Source organism: Streptomyces sp. NPDC032161 (genome assembly GCF_040636995.1).
GTDB lineage: Bacteria > Actinomycetota > Actinomycetes > Streptomycetales > Streptomycetaceae > Streptomyces.
The window spans coordinates 392651-412651 of record NZ_JBEZVN010000005.1 but is presented as its reverse complement, the minus strand read 5'-3'; the positions used below and the strand labels follow the sequence as shown (position 1 = coordinate 412651).

At 70.4% G+C, this 20001-nt stretch carries 15 protein-coding genes; 6 read left to right on the top strand and 9 right to left on the bottom strand.

Annotated elements, in window-relative coordinates; genetic code table 11:
* Positions 1-273: 273 nt before the first annotated feature.
* The 9 genes from AB0E67_RS16000 to AB0E67_RS15960 form a co-directional block, all read right to left on the bottom strand.
* Entirely contained in the window at positions 274-2091 is a 1818-nt protein-coding gene (locus AB0E67_RS16000; RefSeq protein WP_362026430.1) for a multicopper oxidase, read from the bottom strand.
* An 823-nt stretch (positions 2092-2914) separates the two neighbouring features.
* Positions 2915-4144 carry a damage-control phosphatase ARMT1 family protein gene (locus AB0E67_RS15995; RefSeq protein ID WP_362026428.1) on the bottom strand — a complete coding sequence of 410 codons (1230 nt, stop codon included), beginning with the start codon at positions 4142-4144 and terminating at the stop codon, positions 2915-2917.
* A 163-nt stretch (positions 4145-4307) separates the two neighbouring features.
* Complete coding sequence (locus tag AB0E67_RS15990) at positions 4308-5339, bottom strand: LacI family DNA-binding transcriptional regulator (protein ID WP_362026425.1); 1032 nt, start codon at positions 5337-5339, stop codon at positions 4308-4310.
* Positions 5340-5564: 225 nt separating this feature from the next.
* Positions 5565-7025 (bottom strand): GH1 family beta-glucosidase, encoded by a 1461-nt coding sequence (locus tag AB0E67_RS15985; RefSeq protein WP_362026422.1) that lies wholly within the window; start codon positions 7023-7025, stop codon positions 5565-5567.
* Positions 7026-7257: 232 nt separating this feature from the next.
* On the bottom strand, positions 7258-8199 hold the full coding sequence (locus AB0E67_RS15980) for a carbohydrate ABC transporter permease (protein WP_362026484.1): 942 nt from the start codon (positions 8197-8199) through the stop codon (positions 7258-7260).
* Positions 8200-8220: 21 nt separating this feature from the next.
* Positions 8221-9222 (bottom strand): sugar ABC transporter permease, encoded by a 1002-nt coding sequence (locus AB0E67_RS15975; RefSeq protein WP_362026419.1) that lies wholly within the window; start codon positions 9220-9222, stop codon positions 8221-8223.
* A gap of 130 nt (positions 9223-9352) precedes the next feature.
* On the bottom strand, positions 9353-10681 hold the full coding sequence (locus AB0E67_RS15970; protein WP_362026417.1) for an extracellular solute-binding protein: 1329 nt from the start codon (positions 10679-10681) through the stop codon (positions 9353-9355).
* A 900-nt stretch (positions 10682-11581) separates the two neighbouring features.
* Positions 11582-12574, bottom strand: a complete 993-nt coding sequence (hypB, locus tag AB0E67_RS15965; RefSeq protein WP_362026414.1) for a hydrogenase nickel incorporation protein HypB — start codon at positions 12572-12574, stop codon at positions 11582-11584.
* 4 nt (positions 12575-12578) lie between these two features.
* Entirely contained in the window at positions 12579-12899 is a 321-nt protein-coding gene (locus tag AB0E67_RS15960; protein ID WP_362026412.1) for a hydrogenase maturation nickel metallochaperone HypA, read from the bottom strand.
* A gap of 251 nt (positions 12900-13150) precedes the next feature.
* Here AB0E67_RS15960 and AB0E67_RS15955 point away from each other — a divergent pair, with 251 nt between their 5' ends.
* The 6 genes from AB0E67_RS15955 to AB0E67_RS15930 are packed head-to-tail and all read left to right on the top strand — an operon-like array spanning position 13151 to position 19868.
* Positions 13151-14206 (top strand): hydrogenase expression protein HypE, encoded by a 1056-nt coding sequence (locus tag AB0E67_RS15955; RefSeq protein ID WP_362026481.1) that lies wholly within the window; start codon positions 13151-13153, stop codon positions 14204-14206.
* A gap of 60 nt (positions 14207-14266) precedes the next feature.
* The gene (locus tag AB0E67_RS15950; RefSeq protein ID WP_362026409.1) at positions 14267-16039 is read left to right on the top strand and encodes a nickel-dependent hydrogenase large subunit; all 1773 of its coding nucleotides are present in this window, start codon (positions 14267-14269) and stop codon (positions 16037-16039) included.
* A gap of 1 nt (position 16040) precedes the next feature.
* Entirely contained in the window at positions 16041-17021 is a 981-nt protein-coding gene (locus tag AB0E67_RS15945) for a NifU family protein (RefSeq protein WP_362026407.1), read from the top strand.
* Positions 17018-17716 carry a DUF5947 family protein gene (locus AB0E67_RS15940; protein ID WP_362026404.1) on the top strand — a complete coding sequence of 233 codons (699 nt, stop codon included), beginning with the start codon at positions 17018-17020 and terminating at the stop codon, positions 17714-17716. Before AB0E67_RS15945 ends, AB0E67_RS15940 begins: the two co-directional genes overlap by 4 nt.
* Positions 17713-18399, top strand: a complete 687-nt coding sequence (locus AB0E67_RS15935) for a DUF6084 family protein (RefSeq protein ID WP_362026402.1) — start codon at positions 17713-17715, stop codon at positions 18397-18399. The genes AB0E67_RS15940 and AB0E67_RS15935 overlap by 4 nt, the downstream gene beginning before the upstream one ends.
* Positions 18396-19868, top strand: coding sequence for a hypothetical protein (locus tag AB0E67_RS15930; protein WP_362026399.1), 1473 nt, complete (start codon positions 18396-18398; stop codon positions 19866-19868). Before AB0E67_RS15935 ends, AB0E67_RS15930 begins: the two co-directional genes overlap by 4 nt.
* Positions 19869-20001: the final 133 nt, after the last annotated feature.

The window sequence follows — 20001 nt, the reverse complement described above, 5'->3', positions numbered from 1 at the left end:
GGCCGATGACGGCGGCGAACCGCGTCGTATGCGGCCGGGGTATGTTCGCGTCCGTGGTGGACCGCGCTCGGGCCGTCCACGAGCCGGGCCGGCCGCCCGTCGGCCGTGCGGGTGTCCGAGACCGGGGCCGGCTCTCCGCCGATCCTTGAACCGGGCGGGCGATCCATCGCGCCCGGCCATCGCCTGCACTCCGCCCGGCCTGATCCCGGACCGGGGGCGTGCCGGCCCCGGCGGAACACGCGAACACACCGGAGAGCAGCGGAGTCATCACCTTCATCCGATCGTGTAGGGGCGCATCATCTCGTTGTCCTCGTGTTCGAGCATGTGGCAGTGCCAGACGTACCGGCCCGGCCGGTCGAACGTCGCTTTCAGCCTCGTGACGCCGCCCGGGTAGGCGATCGCCGTGTCCTTGAAGCCTCTCTCCCACGCTTCGGCGGGTTGCGCGGGGCGGCCGGCCGTCTGTCGGCCGAGAACCTGGAACTGCACCTCGTGGACATGGATCGGGTGGGCGTCCTTCGTGAAGTTGTGGATCTCCCATACCTCGGTCGCCCCCAGCGCCGGGGTCTCCGTGACGGGATCGCCCCAGTGCATCGGCACGGCGGCGCCCTTTCGGTCCAGGATGCCGAGCAGCATCTGCCGGGGACCGATGTGCGGCAGCGAGGCGGAGTTCTGCTCGCTGAGGGAGAGCCGCCGGACACGGCTCGCCTCCCCCAGGGGCTCGAACGGCGGCAGCGACAGCCGACCGGGCGGCACGGTCCTGTCCGGCGCCGTGAGTGTCCCCGTCACGAACTTCATGATCTGCCCGGTGGTGGCCGGGTCCGCGGGGGAGAAATCGGTCCCCGCCTTCCCGCCCTGGAACGCCGTGTCGGGCCCCTCGTTGATGAGGTACAGCTCCGTCCCGGCCGTGAGGGACGTGAAGTCGACGACGACGTCGGCGCGTTCGGCGGGAGCGATGAGCAGTTGGTCGAGCTGGACCGGCGCCGGGAGGAAACCGCCTTCGCTGCCGATCTGCCAGAACGGAAGTGCTGCACGCGCGGGCCTGTGGGCGAGCGGGTGGGTGGTGATCTTCAGGATCAGGTACCGCGAGTTGCACCCGTTGAGGAGCCGGAAGCGGTACCGACGGGGCTCGACGCGGAGAAACGGCCAGGTTCTGCCGTTGGTGACCATCGTGTTGCCGAAGAGCTCCGGATTCCAGATCGGGGGAATGTCGCTGCCCGGGATGTAGGGTCCGCCGAACCCGTCGAAATCGCGGCGCCCGGCCGGGTAGTGGAGGCTGCCGTCGACACGGAACGAGCGGTCCTGGACGACGACGGGGATCTCGTAGTACTTCCGCCCGGGTGGGTCCCCGAGCCGGGGCGCGGGACCGGGCAGCACCCCTTCGGGAAGGTCGGCGGGGCCTCCTCGCAGGAGGTAGAACCCGGCCAGCCCGGCGTAGACGTTCAGGCGTGTGACGCCCATGGCGTGATCGTGGAACCAGAACGTCGAGGCCCTCTCCTCATTGGCGTACTGGAACACGGCTTCGCCCCGATTCCAGACCTCGCCGAACCGCTCTTCGAACTTTCCCCTGAACTCCTCGTAGAAGGAGCCGACCTCGGCGTACCCCGCAGGAACGTCGAGCGCGTCGGGAAGGTACCAGGCCTCGGTGTAGCCATCGCTCTCCTCGGTGTTCAGCCCGCCGTGGAGATGCGTCACGATCGGCACGGGGCCGGTGTACGGTCCGGGCGTCGAGCGAAACACGGGACTCGCGTCCCGGCCCCGGGATCCACCCGGAGGGTTCGCCCAGTGCAGTGTGGGGTCGACCGGCAGCAGATGCGGCAGGTACCGGCCGTCACGACTCCGCAACTGGTTCTGCCACCTCACGCGCACGGGCGTTCCCGACCGGGCCTCGATGGTGAAAGCGGGGTAGTGGAAGGTGCCCGGATGCCCGGTGGAGCCGTATCCCCACACTGTTGTCGCGGGCAGACCGGGTGGCAGCACCTGCTGCCGGAACTGCCGCACGCCGATGACGTAGTTCTCGACCGGAGCACCGAGGGTGCCACGAACCGACGGCATGACGGGCGGGACGACGAGAGGCTCGACGTACTTGCCCACCTTCCGCGGATCGAGGACGTCCCCTCGGGACGCCGTCCACAGCCTCGGACGAGCGGTACCGGCTGGAAGGAGCGCGGCCATTCCTCCGACCGCCGCCTGGACAACCCTGCGTCTCGTGACCACCCGTACCCTCCGGTATGCCTCGGACCGGCCTCTTCACCGTCGTCCTCCGGGCCAGGCCCTGCGGTCTCCCCGAAACCGACCGCACGTGCCGGGCGTCATCAGGCTGCCTCAGACGCCCCGGGCGCGCGTTGCCGGAGTACTCCGGGCGAAGGACTCCCAGGCCCTGTCGTCGAAGTGCCGTCGGACGGCCGGAGGCCGGGCCGTACGGCGTCCGGCGGGGCGATCGCAAGGCCGGGGGATCGTCCTCGTACGGATCGTACGAGGGCGCCTCCGACAACACCGCGAGCCATGAGGTCTCCCCTGGCCGGGCGAAGCCGAGAGCCTGGGGATGTGGCAGGCGTCGCACGGCGGGTGGCAGTTCGACGACAGGGCCCGGCACCGTCGGCGCCCCTCTGCACGGTGCGGGCAGTTGCCTCGCGCGGGGGCCGTCCCGCCGGTCGGGTGTCGGCGCGAGCAGACCGGCACGACTGGCCCGATGGGGTGACCAACGCTCCGTGCCGTGCCGCGTCGTCGGCGGGGGCTCGGTTCTCCGGGGTTACGCCGCTCTCACGGGTTCTCCTCACTCTGCTCGGGCAGGCGATCCCGCTGTGCTGTCACGGGGATTCGGCTCTCAAGGCCGCGGGATTTGCGTTGCACGCCCCCGGCCAGGGTGGATTCGTCCGACAGCACACCGACCAGCCCGGTGTCGCGAGAACAGCGGTTACCCGCGCACCTGGACCAGCGCGTGCGTGCCGCTCGTACGCCACGCGGCACCGGAGCGCTCGAGGGTGTCCGAGGTCGCCTGATCCAGCCCGACGATCACGTCGGACTTCAGCGTGCGCAAGGCCGCGACGGCCCCCGGGAAGTGCGCGGTACGGGCGGCGAAGGGCACGGTGGCACCCCACAGTCGATCACCCACCAGGCGGCGGTAGTTGAGGTCGCCCTTGAAGATGGTGAGCGTGACATCCGCGAACTGTTCCCGGAGGTCTTCGGGCATCTCCTCGTACGGCAGAGGAGCACAGAAGAACGGGTGGGTGCGAACCTCCAGACTTCCCGTCGCCATGGCCCTCCACAGTCGGCCGCCGATCCGGCCGGCTTCGCCCGGCGCCTCGGTGAGCCGTCGGAGGCAGTCGACCACGTCCGCCGTCATCGCGTCGGATACGTAGTACGGGTGGGGCTTGACGTGAAGCACGACCCGCTCGGCATGCCGGTGTTCGAGGAGGTGGTCGACGAGGATCAGGTCCGGGATCAGCTCGCGCCCCGCGTTGTCCGCCACCACGGCGGTGGTCGAAGCCCCTCCGCCGGGCAGGAGCTGCCACAGCGACGCGCTGTCGTCGGCGACCAGCGCGGAGGCGGCGGCCGCACCGGCCGCCTGCTCCCCCGCCGAGACGCGGAAGCCGAGATCCGCGCGGTTGCCCCAGAGCGAGGCGCGGAGCAGGGCCGTGGCCCTCTCGTCGGTCGACGCCTCCGCGAGCGCGTCCAGGGCCCGCAGTTCCTCCTCCACCGCCTCGCCCCGCAGTTCGGCCTGTTTGAACGGTGCGAAGGGGTCGACTCCCTGCCACGCCCCGGTGCCGAAGTACCCGACCGCGCCGAGGAGCCTCCGGTAGAAGTAGCTCTCCGCCCACAGGAAGGGGATGTCGTACCAGGAGCGCCCGAAGTGCCCTCGCCCCCACTCCGCCCACTGCTCGCGGTCGTCGTCCTCGGGACCGAGCGGCTCCACGACGCCCCCGGTGATCTCGTCCAGCAGGGCGTCGAGGGCCTCGTGCTGCCGGCGTCCGTACGGGAAGGCCCCTCGTACCTGCCGGATGATGGCGGGGTGGCGCCCGGCAAGGACACCCCGGGCGAACGAGCCGGGCGCGTCGCTCTTGATGACCGGCGGGTCTGCCGCGACGGCCGGGCCGGGTCCCGCTCCGTCCCCGTCGTCTGCGGCGAGGGGTCCTCTGTCTCCCATGCGTCCAGCCCTTCGCGAATCGTCGGCCGAAGTATCGGGTCCCGACCGTCGGATCCTCCAGGTTTGCCACATGGGCTCGACCGCCGACAACACGGCGCGTGTTCCTCTCACGCCCCCTGACGCTCCGCCCGTCGGTCCCACGGTGCCGTGCGGCCGCGGGAACTCAGGAGGAGTCGCGCACGATCAGTTCGGTGGGGAGCACGACGTGTGGACGTTCCGGGCTGTCGCCGGCGATCTCCTGGAGCAGTACGCGGGCCATGGTGCGGCCCATCTCCTCGATCGGCTGGCGCACGCTGGTGAGCGCCGGGTCCATGTGACGGGCCACTGCCGAGTCGTCGAAGCCGACGAGGGCCACGTCGTCCGGGATGCGCCGCCCGGCCTCGCGCAGCACCTGGCGGGCGCCCGCGGCCATGACATCGGAGGCGGCGAACACCGCGTCGACGCCGGGGCGCCGGGCGAGCAGCGCACGCATGGCGAGGGCGCCGCCCTCCTCGGTGAAGTCCGCCGCGGCGACCAGATCCTCGTCGGGGGCGAGACCGGCCGCGGCGACCGCCTCGTGGTAGCCGTCGAGGCGCCGCCGGGCCCCGTAGACGTCCAGTCGGCCGGTGATCGTGGCGATGGTGCGACGCCCTCGCGCGACCAGATGGCCGACGGCGGCGCGGGCGCCCGCGAAGTTGTCCGAGTCGACCGAGGCGAGCGGCTCGACGGCGGACCGGGGACCGCTGGTCACGGCGGGCATGCCGAGCTGCTCCAGCAGGTCCGGCAGCGGGTCGCCGGCGTGGACGGAGACCAGCAGCACGCCGTCGACCCGGTGCGCGGTCAGGTACTGGGCCAGCCGCCGACGCTCGCGGTCGTTGCCCACGAAGGTGAGCAGCAGCTGCATGTCGGTGTCGGCCAGCGCCGCTCCGACCCCGCGCACGATGTCGGAGAAGTACGGCTCGGTGAAGAACCGGGCCTCCGGTTCGGGCACGACGAGCGCGATGGCGTCGGTGCGGTTCCCGGCGAGTGCGCGAGCGGCGCGGTTGGGTACGTAGCCCAGCTCCGCGACGGCCGCTTCGACGGCCTCCCGGGTGCGTGCGCTGACCCGCGGGGAACCGTTGATGACCCGGGAGACCGTGCCACGCCCCACCCCCGCCCGCGCCGCGACCTCTTCGAGCGTGGGCCGCCCGCCGCTCCGTGCTCGCGCTGCCCCCATGGCTGCCTCCCGTTCGCGGTCAATTTCTCACAGCCGTGATGACCGGTCCAAGTCCGGGCGGAACGAGGCGGGAACGGCGGAGAAGGACGTCGCCGCACCGGGCGACCGCAGGGGGCGGGTGTGCTGGTTCCGCATGTCTCGGCCGGGACGGTTCGCGCCGGTTCGCTCCGGTGGGCGAGAGGCCCGGTGCGGCCGACCGGGTCCCGCCCACCGGTGCGGCAGCGGTCAGTCGGCGTCGGGGCGCGGTGGCAGGGAGTGGCGGCGGATGACGTCGGCGTACCAGTGGGCGCTCGCCTTGGGGACGCGGCGCTGGGTGGCGTAGTCGACGTGGACGGCACCGAAGCGCTTCCTGTACCCGTACGCCCACTCGAAGTTGTCCATCAGGGACCACAGGAAATAGCCCCGGACGTCCGCGCCGTCGGCGGCGGCCCGTCGCAGCGCGTCGAGGTGATCGTGCAGGTAGGCGATGCGCTCGGGGTCGTCGACCCGGCCCTCGGGCGAGACCTGGTCGTCGAAGGCGGCGCCGTTCTCGGTGACCATCAGCGGCAGCCCGGGGTGGTCCCGGGAGACGTCGAGGAGCAGGCGGTACAGCCCGTCCGGGTCGATCGCCCAGTTCATCGCGGTGCGCGGGCCGTCGGCGAGGTGGAAGGCGATGTGCTCGGAGCCGGGCCACGGGGAGTGGTCGCTGTTGCCGTGGCCGTCGTCGCGCGCGTCGCCGCGGCCGTCGGCGGGCGTGGAGACCACGGTCGGCGTGTAGTAGTTGACGCCGAGGACGTCGACGGGGCGGGAGATGACGGGCAGGTCACCGTCGCGGACGAGCGCCGACCAGTCCACCAGGTGCGCGGTGTCCGCGATCAGGTCATCGGGGTACGCCCCGTGCAGCATCGGGCCGGTGAAGACCCGGTTGCCCACCGCGTCGATCCGGCGGGCGGCGTCCGCGTCGGCCGCGCTGCCGGTCAGCGGGCGGACCTGGTGGAGGTTGAGGGAGACCGAGGCCCGCGCGGTGGCGGGGAGGTGTTCGCGCAGCACCTCGACCGCGTGGCCGTGCGCGAGGTTGAGGTGGTGGGCGGCACGCAGGGCGGCGGCGGGTTCGGTACGCCCAGGGGCGTGCACGCCCGAGCCGTAGCCCAGGAAGGCCGAGCACCACGGCTCGTTCAGAGTGGTCCAGGTGGGGACGCGGTCGCCGAGGGCGCGGGCCATGAGGGCGACGTACTCGGCGAAACGCTCGGCGGTCGCCCGCCGGGGCCAGCCGCCCGCGTCCTCCAGTTCCTGGGGCAGGTCCCAGTGGTACAGGGTGGCGACAGGCGTGATGCCCGCTTCGAGCAGTTCGTCGACGAGCGCACGGTAGAAGTCCAGCCCGCGCTCGACGGCCGGGCCGCGGCCGGTGGGCTGCACCCGGGACCAGGAGACGGAGAAGCGGTAGGCCGTCAGACCGAGCCGCTTCATGAGGGCCACGTCGTCCCGGTAGCGGTGGTAGTGATCCACGGCGATGTCACCGGTGTCCCCGTCAAGAACCCTGCCGGGGGTGTGGCTGAAGGTGTCCCAGATGGACGGGGTACGACCGCCCTCGGCGACGGCGCCCTCGACCTGGTAGGCCGAGGTGGCCGCACCCCAGAGGAATCCGGGCGGGAACTGCTGGGTGTCGGCGGCCTGCTTCGGGCCGGTGCCGGGGCATGCGACAGTCATATGGGAGCGCTCCCAGTAGTCATCGGACGGGGGTGGTGGTGCCCCTGCGCGAGCAGCGCCCGGATCGGGGTGGGCCCGGATCCGGGTGCGGCTTCGGCACGGGATCTCGGGGCGCGGCTTCGCGGTGGAGTCACGAGGCGGGTACGGAGCCGTGACCGGGAGGTCGGTCACGAGGGAGCGGCGGGCGGCCCGCGGGCCGAGCGGCCCTCGCCGGCGGTCAAGTGACGCGCTCTCACCCCTTGACCGCGCCGGACATGATGCCTCCGACGATCCGCTTGCCGAAGATCACGAAGACCACGAGCAGCGGCAGTGTGCTGATCAGCGCACCGGCCATCACAATGCTCTGGTCCGGCGTGTAGGAGGCGCTCAGTCGGCCGAGGGCCACCTGGAGCGTGGGGTTCTGCTGGTTGAGGGCGAGGTAGGGCCAGAAGAAGTCGTTCCACGCCTGTACGAAGGTGAGCATGCCCAGCACCATCATCGCGGGGCGGGCCACCGGGAGCACCACACTGCGCACGATGCGGAAGTTGTTCGCTCCGTCGACCTTGGCCGCCTCGACGAGTTCGTAGGGCAGCGCCTCGCTCAGGTACTGGCGCATGAAGAACACACCGAAGGCGCTCACCAGGGTCGGGAAGATCACCGACTCCAGCCTGCCGCCCCAGCCGAGGCCGGACATCACCATGAACAGGGGCACCACACCGAGTTGGGGCGGGATGGTGAGCGTGGCGACGACCGCGGTCATCAGTGCGCCGCGGCCCCGGAAGCGCATCTTGGCGAAGGCGTACCCGGCGAGTGTGCAGAAGAAGAGCGTCGCCGCCGTGACGCAGCCGGCGACGATGACGCTGTTGACGATCGCCTTGCCGAGGTTCGCCTGGGTCCAGGCCGCTTCGAGGTTGTGCGGCAGCCTCCCGCCGGGCAGCAACGGCGGTGTGGTGGCGAGCACTTCGTCCTGGGTGTGGGACGCGGCCACCAGTGTCCAGTAGAGCGGCAGCAGCGAGCCGATGCCGACGAGCACCAGCGCGACGTAGGCGAACGGGCCGCCCCGGAGTTGTCTGCCCGCGCCGGGCCGGAAGCGCATCGGGCGCCGCCCGGCCGTCCGTGCCCTGTGCCGGAGGGCAGGGCCCTTGGCCGGGGCGGCGTCGCTGCCCGTAGTGGACGTGATCGAGGACGTGGACATGGTCATGGAAATCGCTCCCGGTCAGTCCGCGGATGTGCGTACGAAGCGGCCGACGAGCCAGTTGACCGCGGCAATGATCAGCAGGAGGGCGAGCATCGCCCAGGCCACTGCGGCGGCCGGACCGAGATGCCCCAGGTTCCAGCCGTAGTTGTAGAGATAGACACTGAGAGTCTCGTACTGATTCTCGTTGCCGCCGGTCGCCCCGAGCCTGCCACCCTCCAACAGCAGTGGTTCACCGAACAGTTGCATGGAACCGATGGTCGAGACGACGATCGTGAAGAGGATCGTCGGCCGCAACGAGGGGATGGTCACCTTGCGGAACTGCTGCCAGCGCGAGGCGCCGTCCAGCGCGGCGGCCTCGTACAGGTCGGTGGGCACGGCCTGCATGGCGGCCAGGTAGATCAGCGCGTTGTAGCCGGTCCACCGCCAGATCACGATGATCGAGATGGCGATCTTCGAAGTCCAGTGACCGTTGGCCCAGTTGGTGTCGCCGAGGCCGACGAAGTGCAGCAGCCAGTTCAGCAGCCCGCCGTCGGCCCGGAAGACCAGGGCGAAGACGAGTGCGGCGGAGGCAACCGATGTGGCGTACGGGGTGAGCACGACCGTGCGCCAGAACGCGCTGGCCCGCAGCCGGTAGTTCAGCAGATGGGCCAGCCCGAGCGCGACCAGCAGCTGCGGCACCGTCGACATGACGCCGATCAGGAACGTGTTGCCGACGGCCGTCCAGAACTCCGGATCGTGCAGGATCCTGTCGAAGTTGTCCCAGCCGACCCACTCCATCCGGTCCAGGCCGGTCATCTCCACCCGGTGCAGGGCGATCCACCCGGTGTACAGCAGTGGGTAGAGCCCGAAGGCGCCGAAGACGAGGAAGAACGGGGCGATGTAGGCGTACGGGGAAGCCTTGTCGTCGAATCGCCACAGCCGGCTCCGCCAGGACGGTCGCGGGACCGGGTCCGCGGCGGTCCGCCGGGTGCCACCCGGGGGCGGGGCGTACGCGTTCCGGTGGGGAGTCGAGGTGGCCACGGGCGGGAGTCCTTCCCTGCGTTGCTGCGGTGTTCCGATGTCGTGTCGCCGCGTGCCGGGTCGTCGCGTCACGGCGATGTGGTGCCCCGATGCGACCCGGCACGGCCGGCCGGGCGCCTTGTCGATGGCGTCAGCCGAGTGCCTTGTCGATGGCGTCGGTCGCCGCCTTCCATGCGTCGTCGGCACCGGTGCCGCGCTGCTCCATGTTGTTGATCTGGGTGGAGATGGTGTCCTTGATGACGCCGTCCTTCGGGCCGAGCACCGCCTCGGGGATCGACTTGGCCTCGTCGGCGTAGATCCGGCCGATGGGCGCGTCGTTGAAGTACGGGAGCCGGGCGTCCTTCACCTCGGGCAGTTCGTACGCGCGCGCGTTGGACGGAAAGACACCGATGGCCTTGAAGACGGCGGCCTGCTGTTCGGGGGCGGTCAGCCACTTCACCAGCTTGGTGGCCTCGTCGATGTTCTTGCCCTGCTTGGGAACGGCGAGGAAGGAGCCGCCCCAGTTGGCGGCGGTCGAACCGGGCGCGGTGGTGATGTCCCACTTGCCCTTGTTGGCCTCACCGGCGTTGGCCGAGATCTGCCCGGCCATCCACGCGGGACAGGCGACGGTGGCGACGGTGCCCTTGCGCAGGGCGGCGACCCACGGGTCGCTGAACTGGGCGAGCCCCTGGGTGAGTTTCTTCGACGCGGCCTCGGCGGCGAGGTTCCAGCCCTGCTCGACGCTGGGGCTGTCCTTGTAGACCGGTTTGCCGCCCTCGTCGTAGTACTGCTCCGCGCTGGAACTCACCACGGCGTTGAACATGGCACTCGCGGAGTCCATGAAGAACGTGCCCTCGGGTGCCTTCTTCCGGTACTCCTCCCCCAGTTGGAGGTAGTCCTCCCAGCCGCCGGCGACCCGCTCGGCAACCTTCTCGCGGTCGGTCGGCAGGCCGGCCTTCCCGAACAGTTCGGTGTTGTAGCAGAGGGACATCGGCCCGATGTCGGTGCCCGCCCCGATCACGGCGCCGTCGGGCGTGGTGGCCTGCTTCTCCTTCCAGGAGACCCAGTCGCCGACGTCGACCGCATCGCCCAGATCGACGAACGCGTCCGCCTGGGTGTCGACGATCTCCTTGATGCGGCCGACCTCTATGCCCTGGACGTCGGCGAGGCCGCTGCCCGCGTTCAACTGCTGCAGGAGTTTCGGATAGTAGACCTTCTCGTCGGTGGTGACGTCCTCCTTGACCGTGATGTGCGGGTGCAGCTCGTGGTACTTCTCGAAGAGCCCGGCCTCCTTGTAGCCGAACTGCCCGTAGTCGGCGACGATCAGCGTGACGTTCCCGTTCTCGTCGGGGCCCTTACTGCCCGACGAGTCCGAGCCGCTGCCGCAACCGGTCAGCAGCAGGGCCGGGGCCGTCAGCCCCATGGTGACGAGAACCGCGGCCCTGCGGCTCCGGCCGACGGCGGTACGGGTGATGCGCATTCCACTACTCCTTGCTCGGGGGCGTGAGGGACGACTGCGGGGTCGTCATACAGGTGGCGCCAGGCGTGCGTACCGGGGTGCGCCTCCCGGTGTGCGGGCGATGCATACGATGCGTGCTCGGGCGTACGGGCGTTGTGCAGGACGCGTACGCGTGACGTTGCGAGTGTCTGTGCGCTGACGGGTGCGGGCGTGGTGCCGAGCGGCACCAGGAGGTACGGGAAGAACGCGGACGAGCCGTTCACGCGGGGATCACGTGGGGATCGCCGGGCGTGGGAGCGCTCCCACACCCGATGCCGGAAGGTTCCTGCCTCCAAGGGGCAGGTGTCAAGAGTCGAAGAAGCGTCCGTTGCCCGAGCGTGCCCCGCGCGTCACGGGACCGTGCCCTGCCGATGTCATACCACAACCGCCTTGCGCAGCACGGTACTTCGCGCCGCACTGGGAAAGGGCCAGCTCAAGGGGTGGGTACGCACGGCGACGCCGGTGCCGCCCGTGCCCCGCGCCACCGAGCACCCCGTACGGCCGACCTTCCGCGGCGGCAACGTCGGCCGTCCCGTTCACCTTCCGCCGCCCGCCGGAAGGTGAACGCGCACCGCACGGCGGAAGCCCCCGAGCCGTGCCGGAGTTCTGCCTCCGAACCCGGCTCCCGTTCCACGTCGAACGCGAATGACCGAGCAACACGGAAGAACACCGTCCCGCGTCATGGTGGCGCTGGTGGGAAGTGAAGGCGAGCGGTGAAACGCTCGCCCCCATGGACCCCTTGCTCACGGAGCGGGTCTGCGAACGCCCGGTCGCCGGCTTCGTCCGCCGCCCCGGTACCGGAGACCACGGAGCGCCTGTCCGCCTCGCTTCGAGGCTCATGAGAACGGACCACCACGGAAGCGGGGTCCGACGGAGTCCGGGTCAGCGCACCGTCTGACGATGCCGCTCGTCCAGCCAGTCGTACCAGTCCGGCATCCCCTCTCCCGTGGTCGCCGAGACCCTGAGCACCCGCAGGCCCGGATTGACTGACGTGGCGTACTTCTCGCACTGGTCGGGGTCGAAGTCGACGTACGGGAGCAGGTCGATCTTGTTGATGATCACGAGGTCCGCGACCGCGAACATATGGGGGTACTTGATCGGCTTGTCCGTCCCCTCCGTGACCGAGATGATCACGACCCGGCTGCCTTCCCCGAGGTCGAAGAGTGCGGGACAGACCAGGTTTCCCACGTTCTCGACGAGGACCAGCGATCCGGCCCCCGGGGCGAGGGCCGTGAGCGCGTCCCGCGTCATCTCCGCGTCGAGGTGACAGCCCGCGCCGGTATTGATCTGTACGGCGTCACCGCCCGCGGCCCCGATGCGCTCGGCGTCGAGCGTCGTCTCCTGGTCCCCCTCGATCACCGCGACCGAACGCCCCTGGCCCGTCAGCTCTCTGACGGTGCGTTCGAGGAGGGTGGTCTTGCCCGCGCCGGGCGAGCTCATCATGTTCACTGCCACGATGTCCCGTTCGGCGAGCCAGGCACGGTTCCGTGCGGCCAGGTCCTCGTTCTTGGCGAGCACCCTCTGTTCGAGCGTGACGGTCTCCCCGTCGGGCGTGGTGGTCCCGCCGCCCCCGGTCGTCCCGTGGGCGGCGGCCGACGGAGTGAGCGGCGCGGGTCCCCGCCCGAGGTCGTGGCCGTGGCCGTGCCCGTGGCCGTGGCCGTGGCCGTGGCCGTGGCCGTGGCCGTCATGGCCGTGGCCGTGCCCGCCGTGGTCGTGGCCGTCATGACCGCGTGCCTCGTGGTCATGACCGTGTCCGTCATGACCGCCCTGAGCGTGCCCGCCGTTCGGGTGCGCGTGCGGTCGGGTGAGTCCGGTGATCCGGGTACCTCCGCCGCCCTCGCCGCCACCGTCCGCACAACCGCAAGTACCGCACATGCCGTCAGCCCACTCTCATAGAGACGATCTGCAACTCCCGGCCCGACGTGACGTCCACGTCGGAACTGCCGCACGGACACAGCAATACAAGATCGTTCAGGAGGAATTCGGTCTCACACGCCCGGCAGTGCGCCCTTCCGGGCACGTGATCGATCTCCAGGAGCGCGTCCTCCGCTGCCGTTCCCGCGGTCGTCAGGTCGAAACAGAACCGCATCGCTTCGGGCACCACGGCGGTCAGTATCCCCACCCTCACCCTGACGGCCCGTACCGGCCTTCCGTCGGCGCGCTCGCACACCGCTTCGACGATTCCTTGCGTGATGGACAATTCATGCATCAGCGCCTCACTCCGCCTCACTCCGCCTCACTCTCCGGAATTCACTCACGTGGACGCGACCACCGAGAGGAAAGCGATTCCCCGCCGGAGAATCTTATGTTGACAGGAGATCGCGGCTGCTCCTAGATGGTAACAATTCGCGTGACGCCGCATTCATCACGTGTGGTAGCACTATCCCCACGTCCGAGACAACATTCCTCATGTCCGACAGCGAGCGGTTCGAGACCGGAAGGCAGCGGGCCATGCCGACAGAAGCAGCGATAAAAGCGGAGAACACTCTCATCCATGTGCTGTGGATCAACGCGGGGCTGAGTTGTGACGGGGATTCCGTCGCCCTGACCGCCGCCACGCAGCCCAGCATCGAGGAGATCGCGCTCGGCGCGCTGCCCGGGCTGCCACAGATCGCCGTGCACTGGCCGCTCATCGATTTCGAGTGCGGGCCGCGCGAGGGCGCCGACGACTTCATGGAGTGGTTCTTCAAGGCCGATCGCGGCGAACTGGACCCGTTCGTCCTGGTCGTCGAGGGGTCGATCCCCAACGAGCGGCTGCACGACGAGGGGTACTGGTGCGGCTTCGGCAACGACCCGGCCACCGGACAGCCCGTGACCACCAGTGAATGGCTCGACCGGCTGGCCCCCAAGGCCACCGCGATCGTGGCGGCCGGCACCTGCGCCACGTACGGCGGGATCCACGCCATGGCAGGCAATCCGACCGGCGCGATGGGGGTGCCGGACTACCTGGGCTGGGACTGGAAGTCCCGGGCCGGGGTGCCGATCGTGTGTGTCCCGGGTTGCCCCATCCAGCCGGACAACCTCTCGGAGACACTCACCTACCTGCTCTACATGGCCACCGACCAGGCCCCGATGATCCCCCTCGACGAGGCGCTGCGCCCGGTCTGGCTGTTCGGCCGCACAGTGCACGAGGGATGCGACCGGGCCGGCTACTACGAGCAGGGCGATTTCACGACGGAATACGGCTCACCCGAATGCATCGTGAAACTCGGCTGCTGGGGCCCCGCCGTGAAATGCAATGTGCCCAAGCGGGGCTGGATGAACGGCATCGGCGGCTGCCCCAATGTCGGCGGAATCTGCATCGGCTGCACCATGCCGGGATTCCCTGACAAATTCATGCCGTTCATGGACGAGCCGCCGGGAGCCCGGCTCTCGTCGAATACGGTGAAGCCGTACGGCTCGACGATGCGGCGGCTCCGGGGCATCACCACACACACGCTCGACCGCGAGCCCAAGTGGCGCAAGCGCGGCAAGAAACTGACGACCGGAGCCACGCGCACCTGGTGACCGCGTATGCACGAACCGGCCCGGCCGGAAACGCACCGAAACGGAAGAAGAGGCGGCCCCATGACGGCGATCAGCCAGGGCAAGGACGAACTGGTGGAGATGGCGTGGGATCCCATCACCCGGATCGTCGGAAGTCTGGGCATCTACACGAAGATCGACTTCAAGCAGAAGACCGTTGCCGAGTGCCACAGCACCAGCTCGATCTTCCGCGGCTATTCGGTCTTCATGAAGGGCAAGGACCCGCGCGACGCCCACTTCATCACGAGTCGGATCTGCGGAATCTGCGGCGACAACCACGCCACGTGTTCCTGCTACACGCAGAACATGGCGTACGGGGTGAAGCCGCCGAACCTCGGCGAGTGGATCGTGAATCTCGGCGAGGCCGCCGAGTACATGTTCGACCACAACATCTTCCAGGAGAACCTGGTCGGGGTCGACTACTGCGAGAAGATGGTCGCCGAGACCAATCCCGGCGTGCTCGAACAGGCCAACCGCACGCCTTCCCCGCACGCGGGGGACCACGGGTACCGGACCATCGGCGACATCATGCGCTCGCTGAACCCCTTCACCGGTGAGTTCTACCGCGAGGCCCTCCAGGTCAGCCGGATGACCCGCGAGATGTTCTGCCTGATGGAAGGGCGTCATGTCCATCCGTCCACGCTCTACCCGGGCGGTGTGGGCACGGTCGCGACCGTCCAGCTGATGACGGACTACATGACCCGGCTCCAGCGGTACGTGGAGTTCATGAAGAAGGTCGTGCCCATGCACGACGACCTCTTCGATTTCTTCTACGAGGCCCTGCCGGGCTACGAGCAGGTGGGCAACCGCCGTGTCCTGCTCGGCTGTTGGGGATCGTTCCAGGACCCGGAGCACTGCAACTTCTCGTACGGGGACATCACTTCCTGGGGCCGGAAGATGTACGTGACCCCCGGTGTCGTCGTCGACGGGAAGCTCGTCACCACCGACCTGGTGAAGATCAACCTCGGCATCCGCATCCTGCTCGGCTCCTCCTACTACCGGGACTGGGAGGAGCAGGAGATGTTCGTGACGAACGACCCGCTCGGCAATCCGGTCGACCGGCGCCACCCCTGGAACCAGCACACCAACCCGCAGCCCCAGAAGCGCGATCTGGACGGCAAGTACAGCTGGGTCATGTCGCCGCGCTGGTTCGACGGCAAGGACTACCTCGCGCTCGACACCGGCGGCGGTCCGCTGGCCCGGCTCTGGGTCACCGCCCTCGCGGGCCTCGTCGACATCGGATACGTCCGGGCCACCGGCAGCAGCGTGAAGATCAACCTCCCGAAGACCGCGCTCAAGGGCCCGGTCGAGCTGGAGTGGCACATCCCGCGATGGAGCAACACCCTCGAACGCAACCGGGCGCGCACCTACTTCCAGGCGTACGCCGCCGCCTGTGCGCTGCACTTCGCCGAGAAGGCGCTCACGGAGATCCGGGCCGGCCGGACCCGGACGTGGGAGAAGTTCGAGGTGCCGGAGGAGGGCATCGGCTGCGGCTTCAGCGAGGCCGTGCGCGGAGTGCTGTCGCACCACATGGTGATCAGGGACGGCAAGATCGCCAACTACCACCCGTACCCGCCGACCCCGTGGAACGCGAGTCCGCGCGACACGTTCGGGACGCCCGGGCCCTACGAGGACGCGGTGCAGGGCCAACCGATCTTCGAGGAGAACGACCGGGAGAACTTCAAGGGCATCGACATCATGCGCACGGTGCGCAGTTTCGACCCCTGTCTGCCGTGCGGCGTGCACATGTACCTCGGCAAGGGCAAGAAGCTGGAGCTGCTGCACTCCCCCACCCAGTCCGCGGGCAGTGAGTGACGTGGCGGAGCTGCAGACGTCCCCTCCCCCGGCCTCCGAGCACTGGCGGACGACCGGCGAGCGCATCGAGAGCCTGCTCACCGCCTGTGCGGCGGGAGGGACCGCGGCCCGTGAGCGCGGCGAGGAACTGGTCCGGCTCGTGACCGACTTCTACGGCGCCGGACTCGAACGGCTCCTCGACCTGGTCCACGCGCACGGCCGGTTGGACGACCCGCTCCTGGCCGCCCTCGCCGCCGACGACCTGGTGGCCGGCATGCTCCTGGTGCACGGGCTGCACCCGTACGGTGTGGAGGACCGGGTCGAGAGCGCGCTGGAGAGCGTGCGTCCGTATCTCGGCTCGCACGGCGGCGATGTGGAACTGCTCGGGGTCACGGACGACGGGGCCGTACGGCTGCGGCTGCTGGGCACCTGCGACGGCTGCCCGTCGTCCTCCGCCACGCTCGCGCTCGCCGTGCGCGGCGCGGTCGAGGCGGCGGCACCGGAGATCATCACGATCGAGGTCGATCCCGCGACCGGGAGCGCGGGGACCACCGCTGCTCCTGGGCCGTTGGTGGCGGTGGACTCGCTGTACTCCCGCCTGCGCGAGGCAGGGCCGCCGGAGGGCGGCGGCGAGGACGCCGGCGCGGTCTGGGAACCGGCCCCGGCCCTGGTCGCGCTGGGCTCCGGCGAGGCCGAACGGCTCAGCGTCGGCGGATTCCCCCTGATCGCCTGCCGGATCGGCACCGAACTGTTCGCGTTCCACGACCGGTGTGCCCGGTGCGAGCGGCCCATGGAGGGTGCGACGCTGGCCCGGCGCCTGGGCGGCGGCCCGGACGACGGAGTCCTGCGCTGTGCCGCCTGCCGCGCCCACTACGACGTCCGGCGGGCAGGCGCCTGCCTCGACGCGGACGCCGACGGGGCGCATCTGGACCCGCTGCCCCTGCTGGTGGACGGTGCCTCCGCCTCGGTCGCCGTGCCGTCCGCACCCGTGGCCGCCCCGTGAGCGCGCCCGCGGGCCGTTCCGGGTCCCCGGCCGCGGTGCTGCTCCGGATCGGCCGTGACCGTCCCGAGCCGGTCACCGGCGAGCGCTGCGAGATGTGCGCGGCTCCGGCCGCCGAGGAGCACCGGCACGTGGTGGACCTGAAGAGCCGCGCCCTGATGTGCTGCTGCCGGTCCTGCCATCTGCTGTTCACGGACGAGGGGGCACAGCAGCGCTATCGCGCGGTCCCCGACCGGTATCTGCGCTTCGAGGGGTTCTCGCCGGACGCGCGGGTGTGGGACGCGTCGCGGATCCCGGTGGGCCTGGCCTTCCTGTTCCGTGACTCCAGGCGGGACCGCACCGTCGCCTTCTATCCCGGCCCGGCCGGGGCGACGGAGTCCGAACTGCCGCTGGACGCCTGGGCGGCGTTGGTGGAGGCCGACCCCGCGTTGTCGACGGTGCGTCCCGACGTGGAGGCGCTCCTCGTCCGCCGGAACGACGAGGGTGGTCGTGAGGGCGTGTCCTCGTGCCACCTGGTGCCGATCGACGCCTGCTACGAACTGGCCGGCCGGCTGCGCACCTTGTGGCGGGGATTCGACGGCGGCCGGGAGGCGCATGCCGCGCTCGACGCGTTCTTCGAACGGGTCGACGCCCGCAGCAGGCCGGTGAGCACGGAGCGGACGGCCTCCGGGCCCGCCGGCAGGGGTGGTCGCTCGTGAACGGGCCCGCGTCCTGCGGACTGGAGTTCTCGGTACGCGACATCGCCGCCGAGCCGTACACGGCGGCGCCGCAGCTGACCGCACGGTTGAGGATCGAGGACGGCACGGGCGAGCGGATCCACGCGATCGTGCTGCGCTGCCAGGTCCGCATCGAACCGCAGCGCCGCCCCTACGACCGGGCCGAACAGGACGCGCTCCTGGGCCTGTTCGGCGGACGGGAGCGGTGGTCGGGCACGCTGCGCCCGTTCCTGTGGATGCGGTGCGACACGACGGTGCAGGGGTTCACCGGCTCCACCGAGACCGACCTCGCGCTGCCGTGCAGCTACGACTTCGACGTCGTGGGCTCGCGCTATCTGCATGCGCTCGGGGACGGGGCGGTGCCGCTCAGTCTGCTCTTCTCGGGCACCGTCTTCACCTCGGGAGGGGGCCGCGCCGGATTCGGCGTACGGCAGGTTCCCTGGGACTGCGAGGCGCGCTATCACCTTCCGGTCGACGTATGGCGTCAGGTGATCGCGTCCCACTTCCCGCATTCCGGCTGGATCAGGCTGGATCACGACGTCCTCGCCGACTTCGCCCGTTTCCGGGAGCGGCGCGGGCTGATCAGCTGGGACGAGACGGTTCGCACGTTGTTGTCGCAAGCGGGCGGCGGCGCCGCCGATGACCTCGACGAGGTGGTCCAGTGACCCGGACGAATCCCACGGCTCCGGCGGATCACGATCCGGTGCGCCGGATCGCCGACGCGGTGCTGTACGAGGGCTATCTGCTGTACCCGTACCGCGCCGGCTCCCACAAGAACCGGTCCCGCTGGCAGTTCGGTGTGCTCGGGCCGCCCTCGGCGGCGCCCACGAGCTTCGCCGAGGAGCCGGGCATGGCGATGGAGTGTCTGCTGTCCGTCCCGCCCGGTCCGTCGCCCGCGGGCGCGGTGACGGTCCGGCTGCGCTTCCTCCAGCACCAGGTGCGTCAGGTGCGCAGGAGGGAGGCGGACGGCGGTCACACCGACGTCGATGGACTCACCGTGGACGGCGTGGCGTTCCTCAGCTGGGACGAGGCGGTGGAGCGGGAGGTGGACCCGGGGCCGGTCCCGTTGACCGGCTCGACCGATCGGCTCTGCTCCGTGCCCGGCGGCGAGGAGCGCGAACCGATCACGGACGCACGGGGAGTGACGGTGGGTCAGATCGTTCGCCGCCGCGAGCCGCTGCTGGCCAGGGTCCGCACCCGTACGGCCGAGGACGACGGATTCCTGCGGCTGTCGGTGTCGGTGGACAACGAGCACGCCATGACGGCCGCCGACAAGGAGTCCGCGGTCCGTGCCTCGCTGCTCGGCACGCACCTGCTGCTGCGGGCCCCGCACGGCGCGGAGTTCGTCTCCCTGCGCGAGCCGCCGGACGCGGCAGCCGCCGCGGTGTCGCGGTGCGAGCAACGGCGGTGCTGGCCGGTCCTGGCGGGGCCGAAGGGTTCCACGGACACGGTGCTCGGCGCGCCGATCATCCTCTACGACCATCCGGAGATCGCCGAGCAGAGCCCGGGCGCCCTGTTCGACTCGACCGAGATCGACGAGCTCCTGACGCTCCGGATCATGACGATGACGGACGAGGAGAAGGCCGAGGCCCGGGCCACCGATCCCCGGGCCCGCGAGATCGTGGACCGCTGCGACGCGATGGCGCCGGAGGACCTCCGGCAGCTGCACGGCCTGATCCGGCCGTCCGACGCCCCGGCTGCGTGCCGGGAGGTGCCCGTCCCGGGCCGGTTCGGAAGGAGGCCGGAGACCGTGCCGGCCGGTCCTGCGGGCGGCGGCGCGCCGTGGTGGGATCCGACGGCCGGCGCCGGCGCGCCGCCGGGGTCCGAGACTGTCGTGATCGACGGGGTGCGCGTCGCCAGGGACAGCCTCGTGCGGGTGCGTCCGGCCCGCCGCGCCGATGCCCAGGACCTCTTCTTCGCCGGTCGGGTGGCGCGGGTGACGGCCGTGCTGCGCGATGTCGACGAACGCACGCACGTGGCCCTCGTCCTCGTCGACGACCCGGCGGCCGACCTGCACGAATGGTACGGCCGCTCCTTCTACTTCGCCCCCGACGAACTGGAGCCGCTGCCCGTCGGCGGCCCCGGACGGGGCGTCCCCGGTCCATCGGAGTCCCCAAAGGAGAACCCATCGTGAAATCGCTCGGACTGGTCACCACGGGGGTGGTCGCCACGCTCGCCGTGGTCGCCGTCGTCGTCGGCGTGCGGTCGATCCCCGACATCCGCAGGTATCTCAGAATGCGCTCCATGTGAGTGCGTCACGTGCCGGG

Excerpts from the sequence above, each read along its gene's own strand:
- AB0E67_RS15995 (WP_362026428.1), bottom strand. The coding sequence starts at position 4,144 with ATGGGAGACAGAGGACCCCTCGCCGCAGACGACGGGGACGGAGCGGGA.
- AB0E67_RS15990 (WP_362026425.1), bottom strand. The coding sequence starts at position 5,339 with ATGGGGGCAGCGCGAGCACGGAGCGGCGGGCGGCCCACGCTCGAAGAG.
- AB0E67_RS15985 (WP_362026422.1), bottom strand. The coding sequence starts at position 7,025 with ATGACTGTCGCATGCCCCGGCACCGGCCCGAAGCAGGCCGCCGACACC.
- AB0E67_RS15980 (WP_362026484.1), bottom strand. The coding sequence starts at position 8,199 with ATGTCCACGTCCTCGATCACGTCCACTACGGGCAGCGACGCCGCCCCG.
- AB0E67_RS15970 (WP_362026417.1), bottom strand. The coding sequence starts at position 10,681 with ATGCGCATCACCCGTACCGCCGTCGGCCGGAGCCGCAGGGCCGCGGTT.
- hypB (WP_362026414.1), bottom strand. The coding sequence starts at position 12,574 with ATGTGCGGTACTTGCGGTTGTGCGGACGGTGGCGGCGAGGGCGGCGGA.
- AB0E67_RS15955 (WP_362026481.1), top strand. The coding sequence starts at position 13,151 with ATGCCGACAGAAGCAGCGATAAAAGCGGAGAACACTCTCATCCATGTG.
- AB0E67_RS15950 (WP_362026409.1), top strand. The coding sequence starts at position 14,267 with ATGACGGCGATCAGCCAGGGCAAGGACGAACTGGTGGAGATGGCGTGG.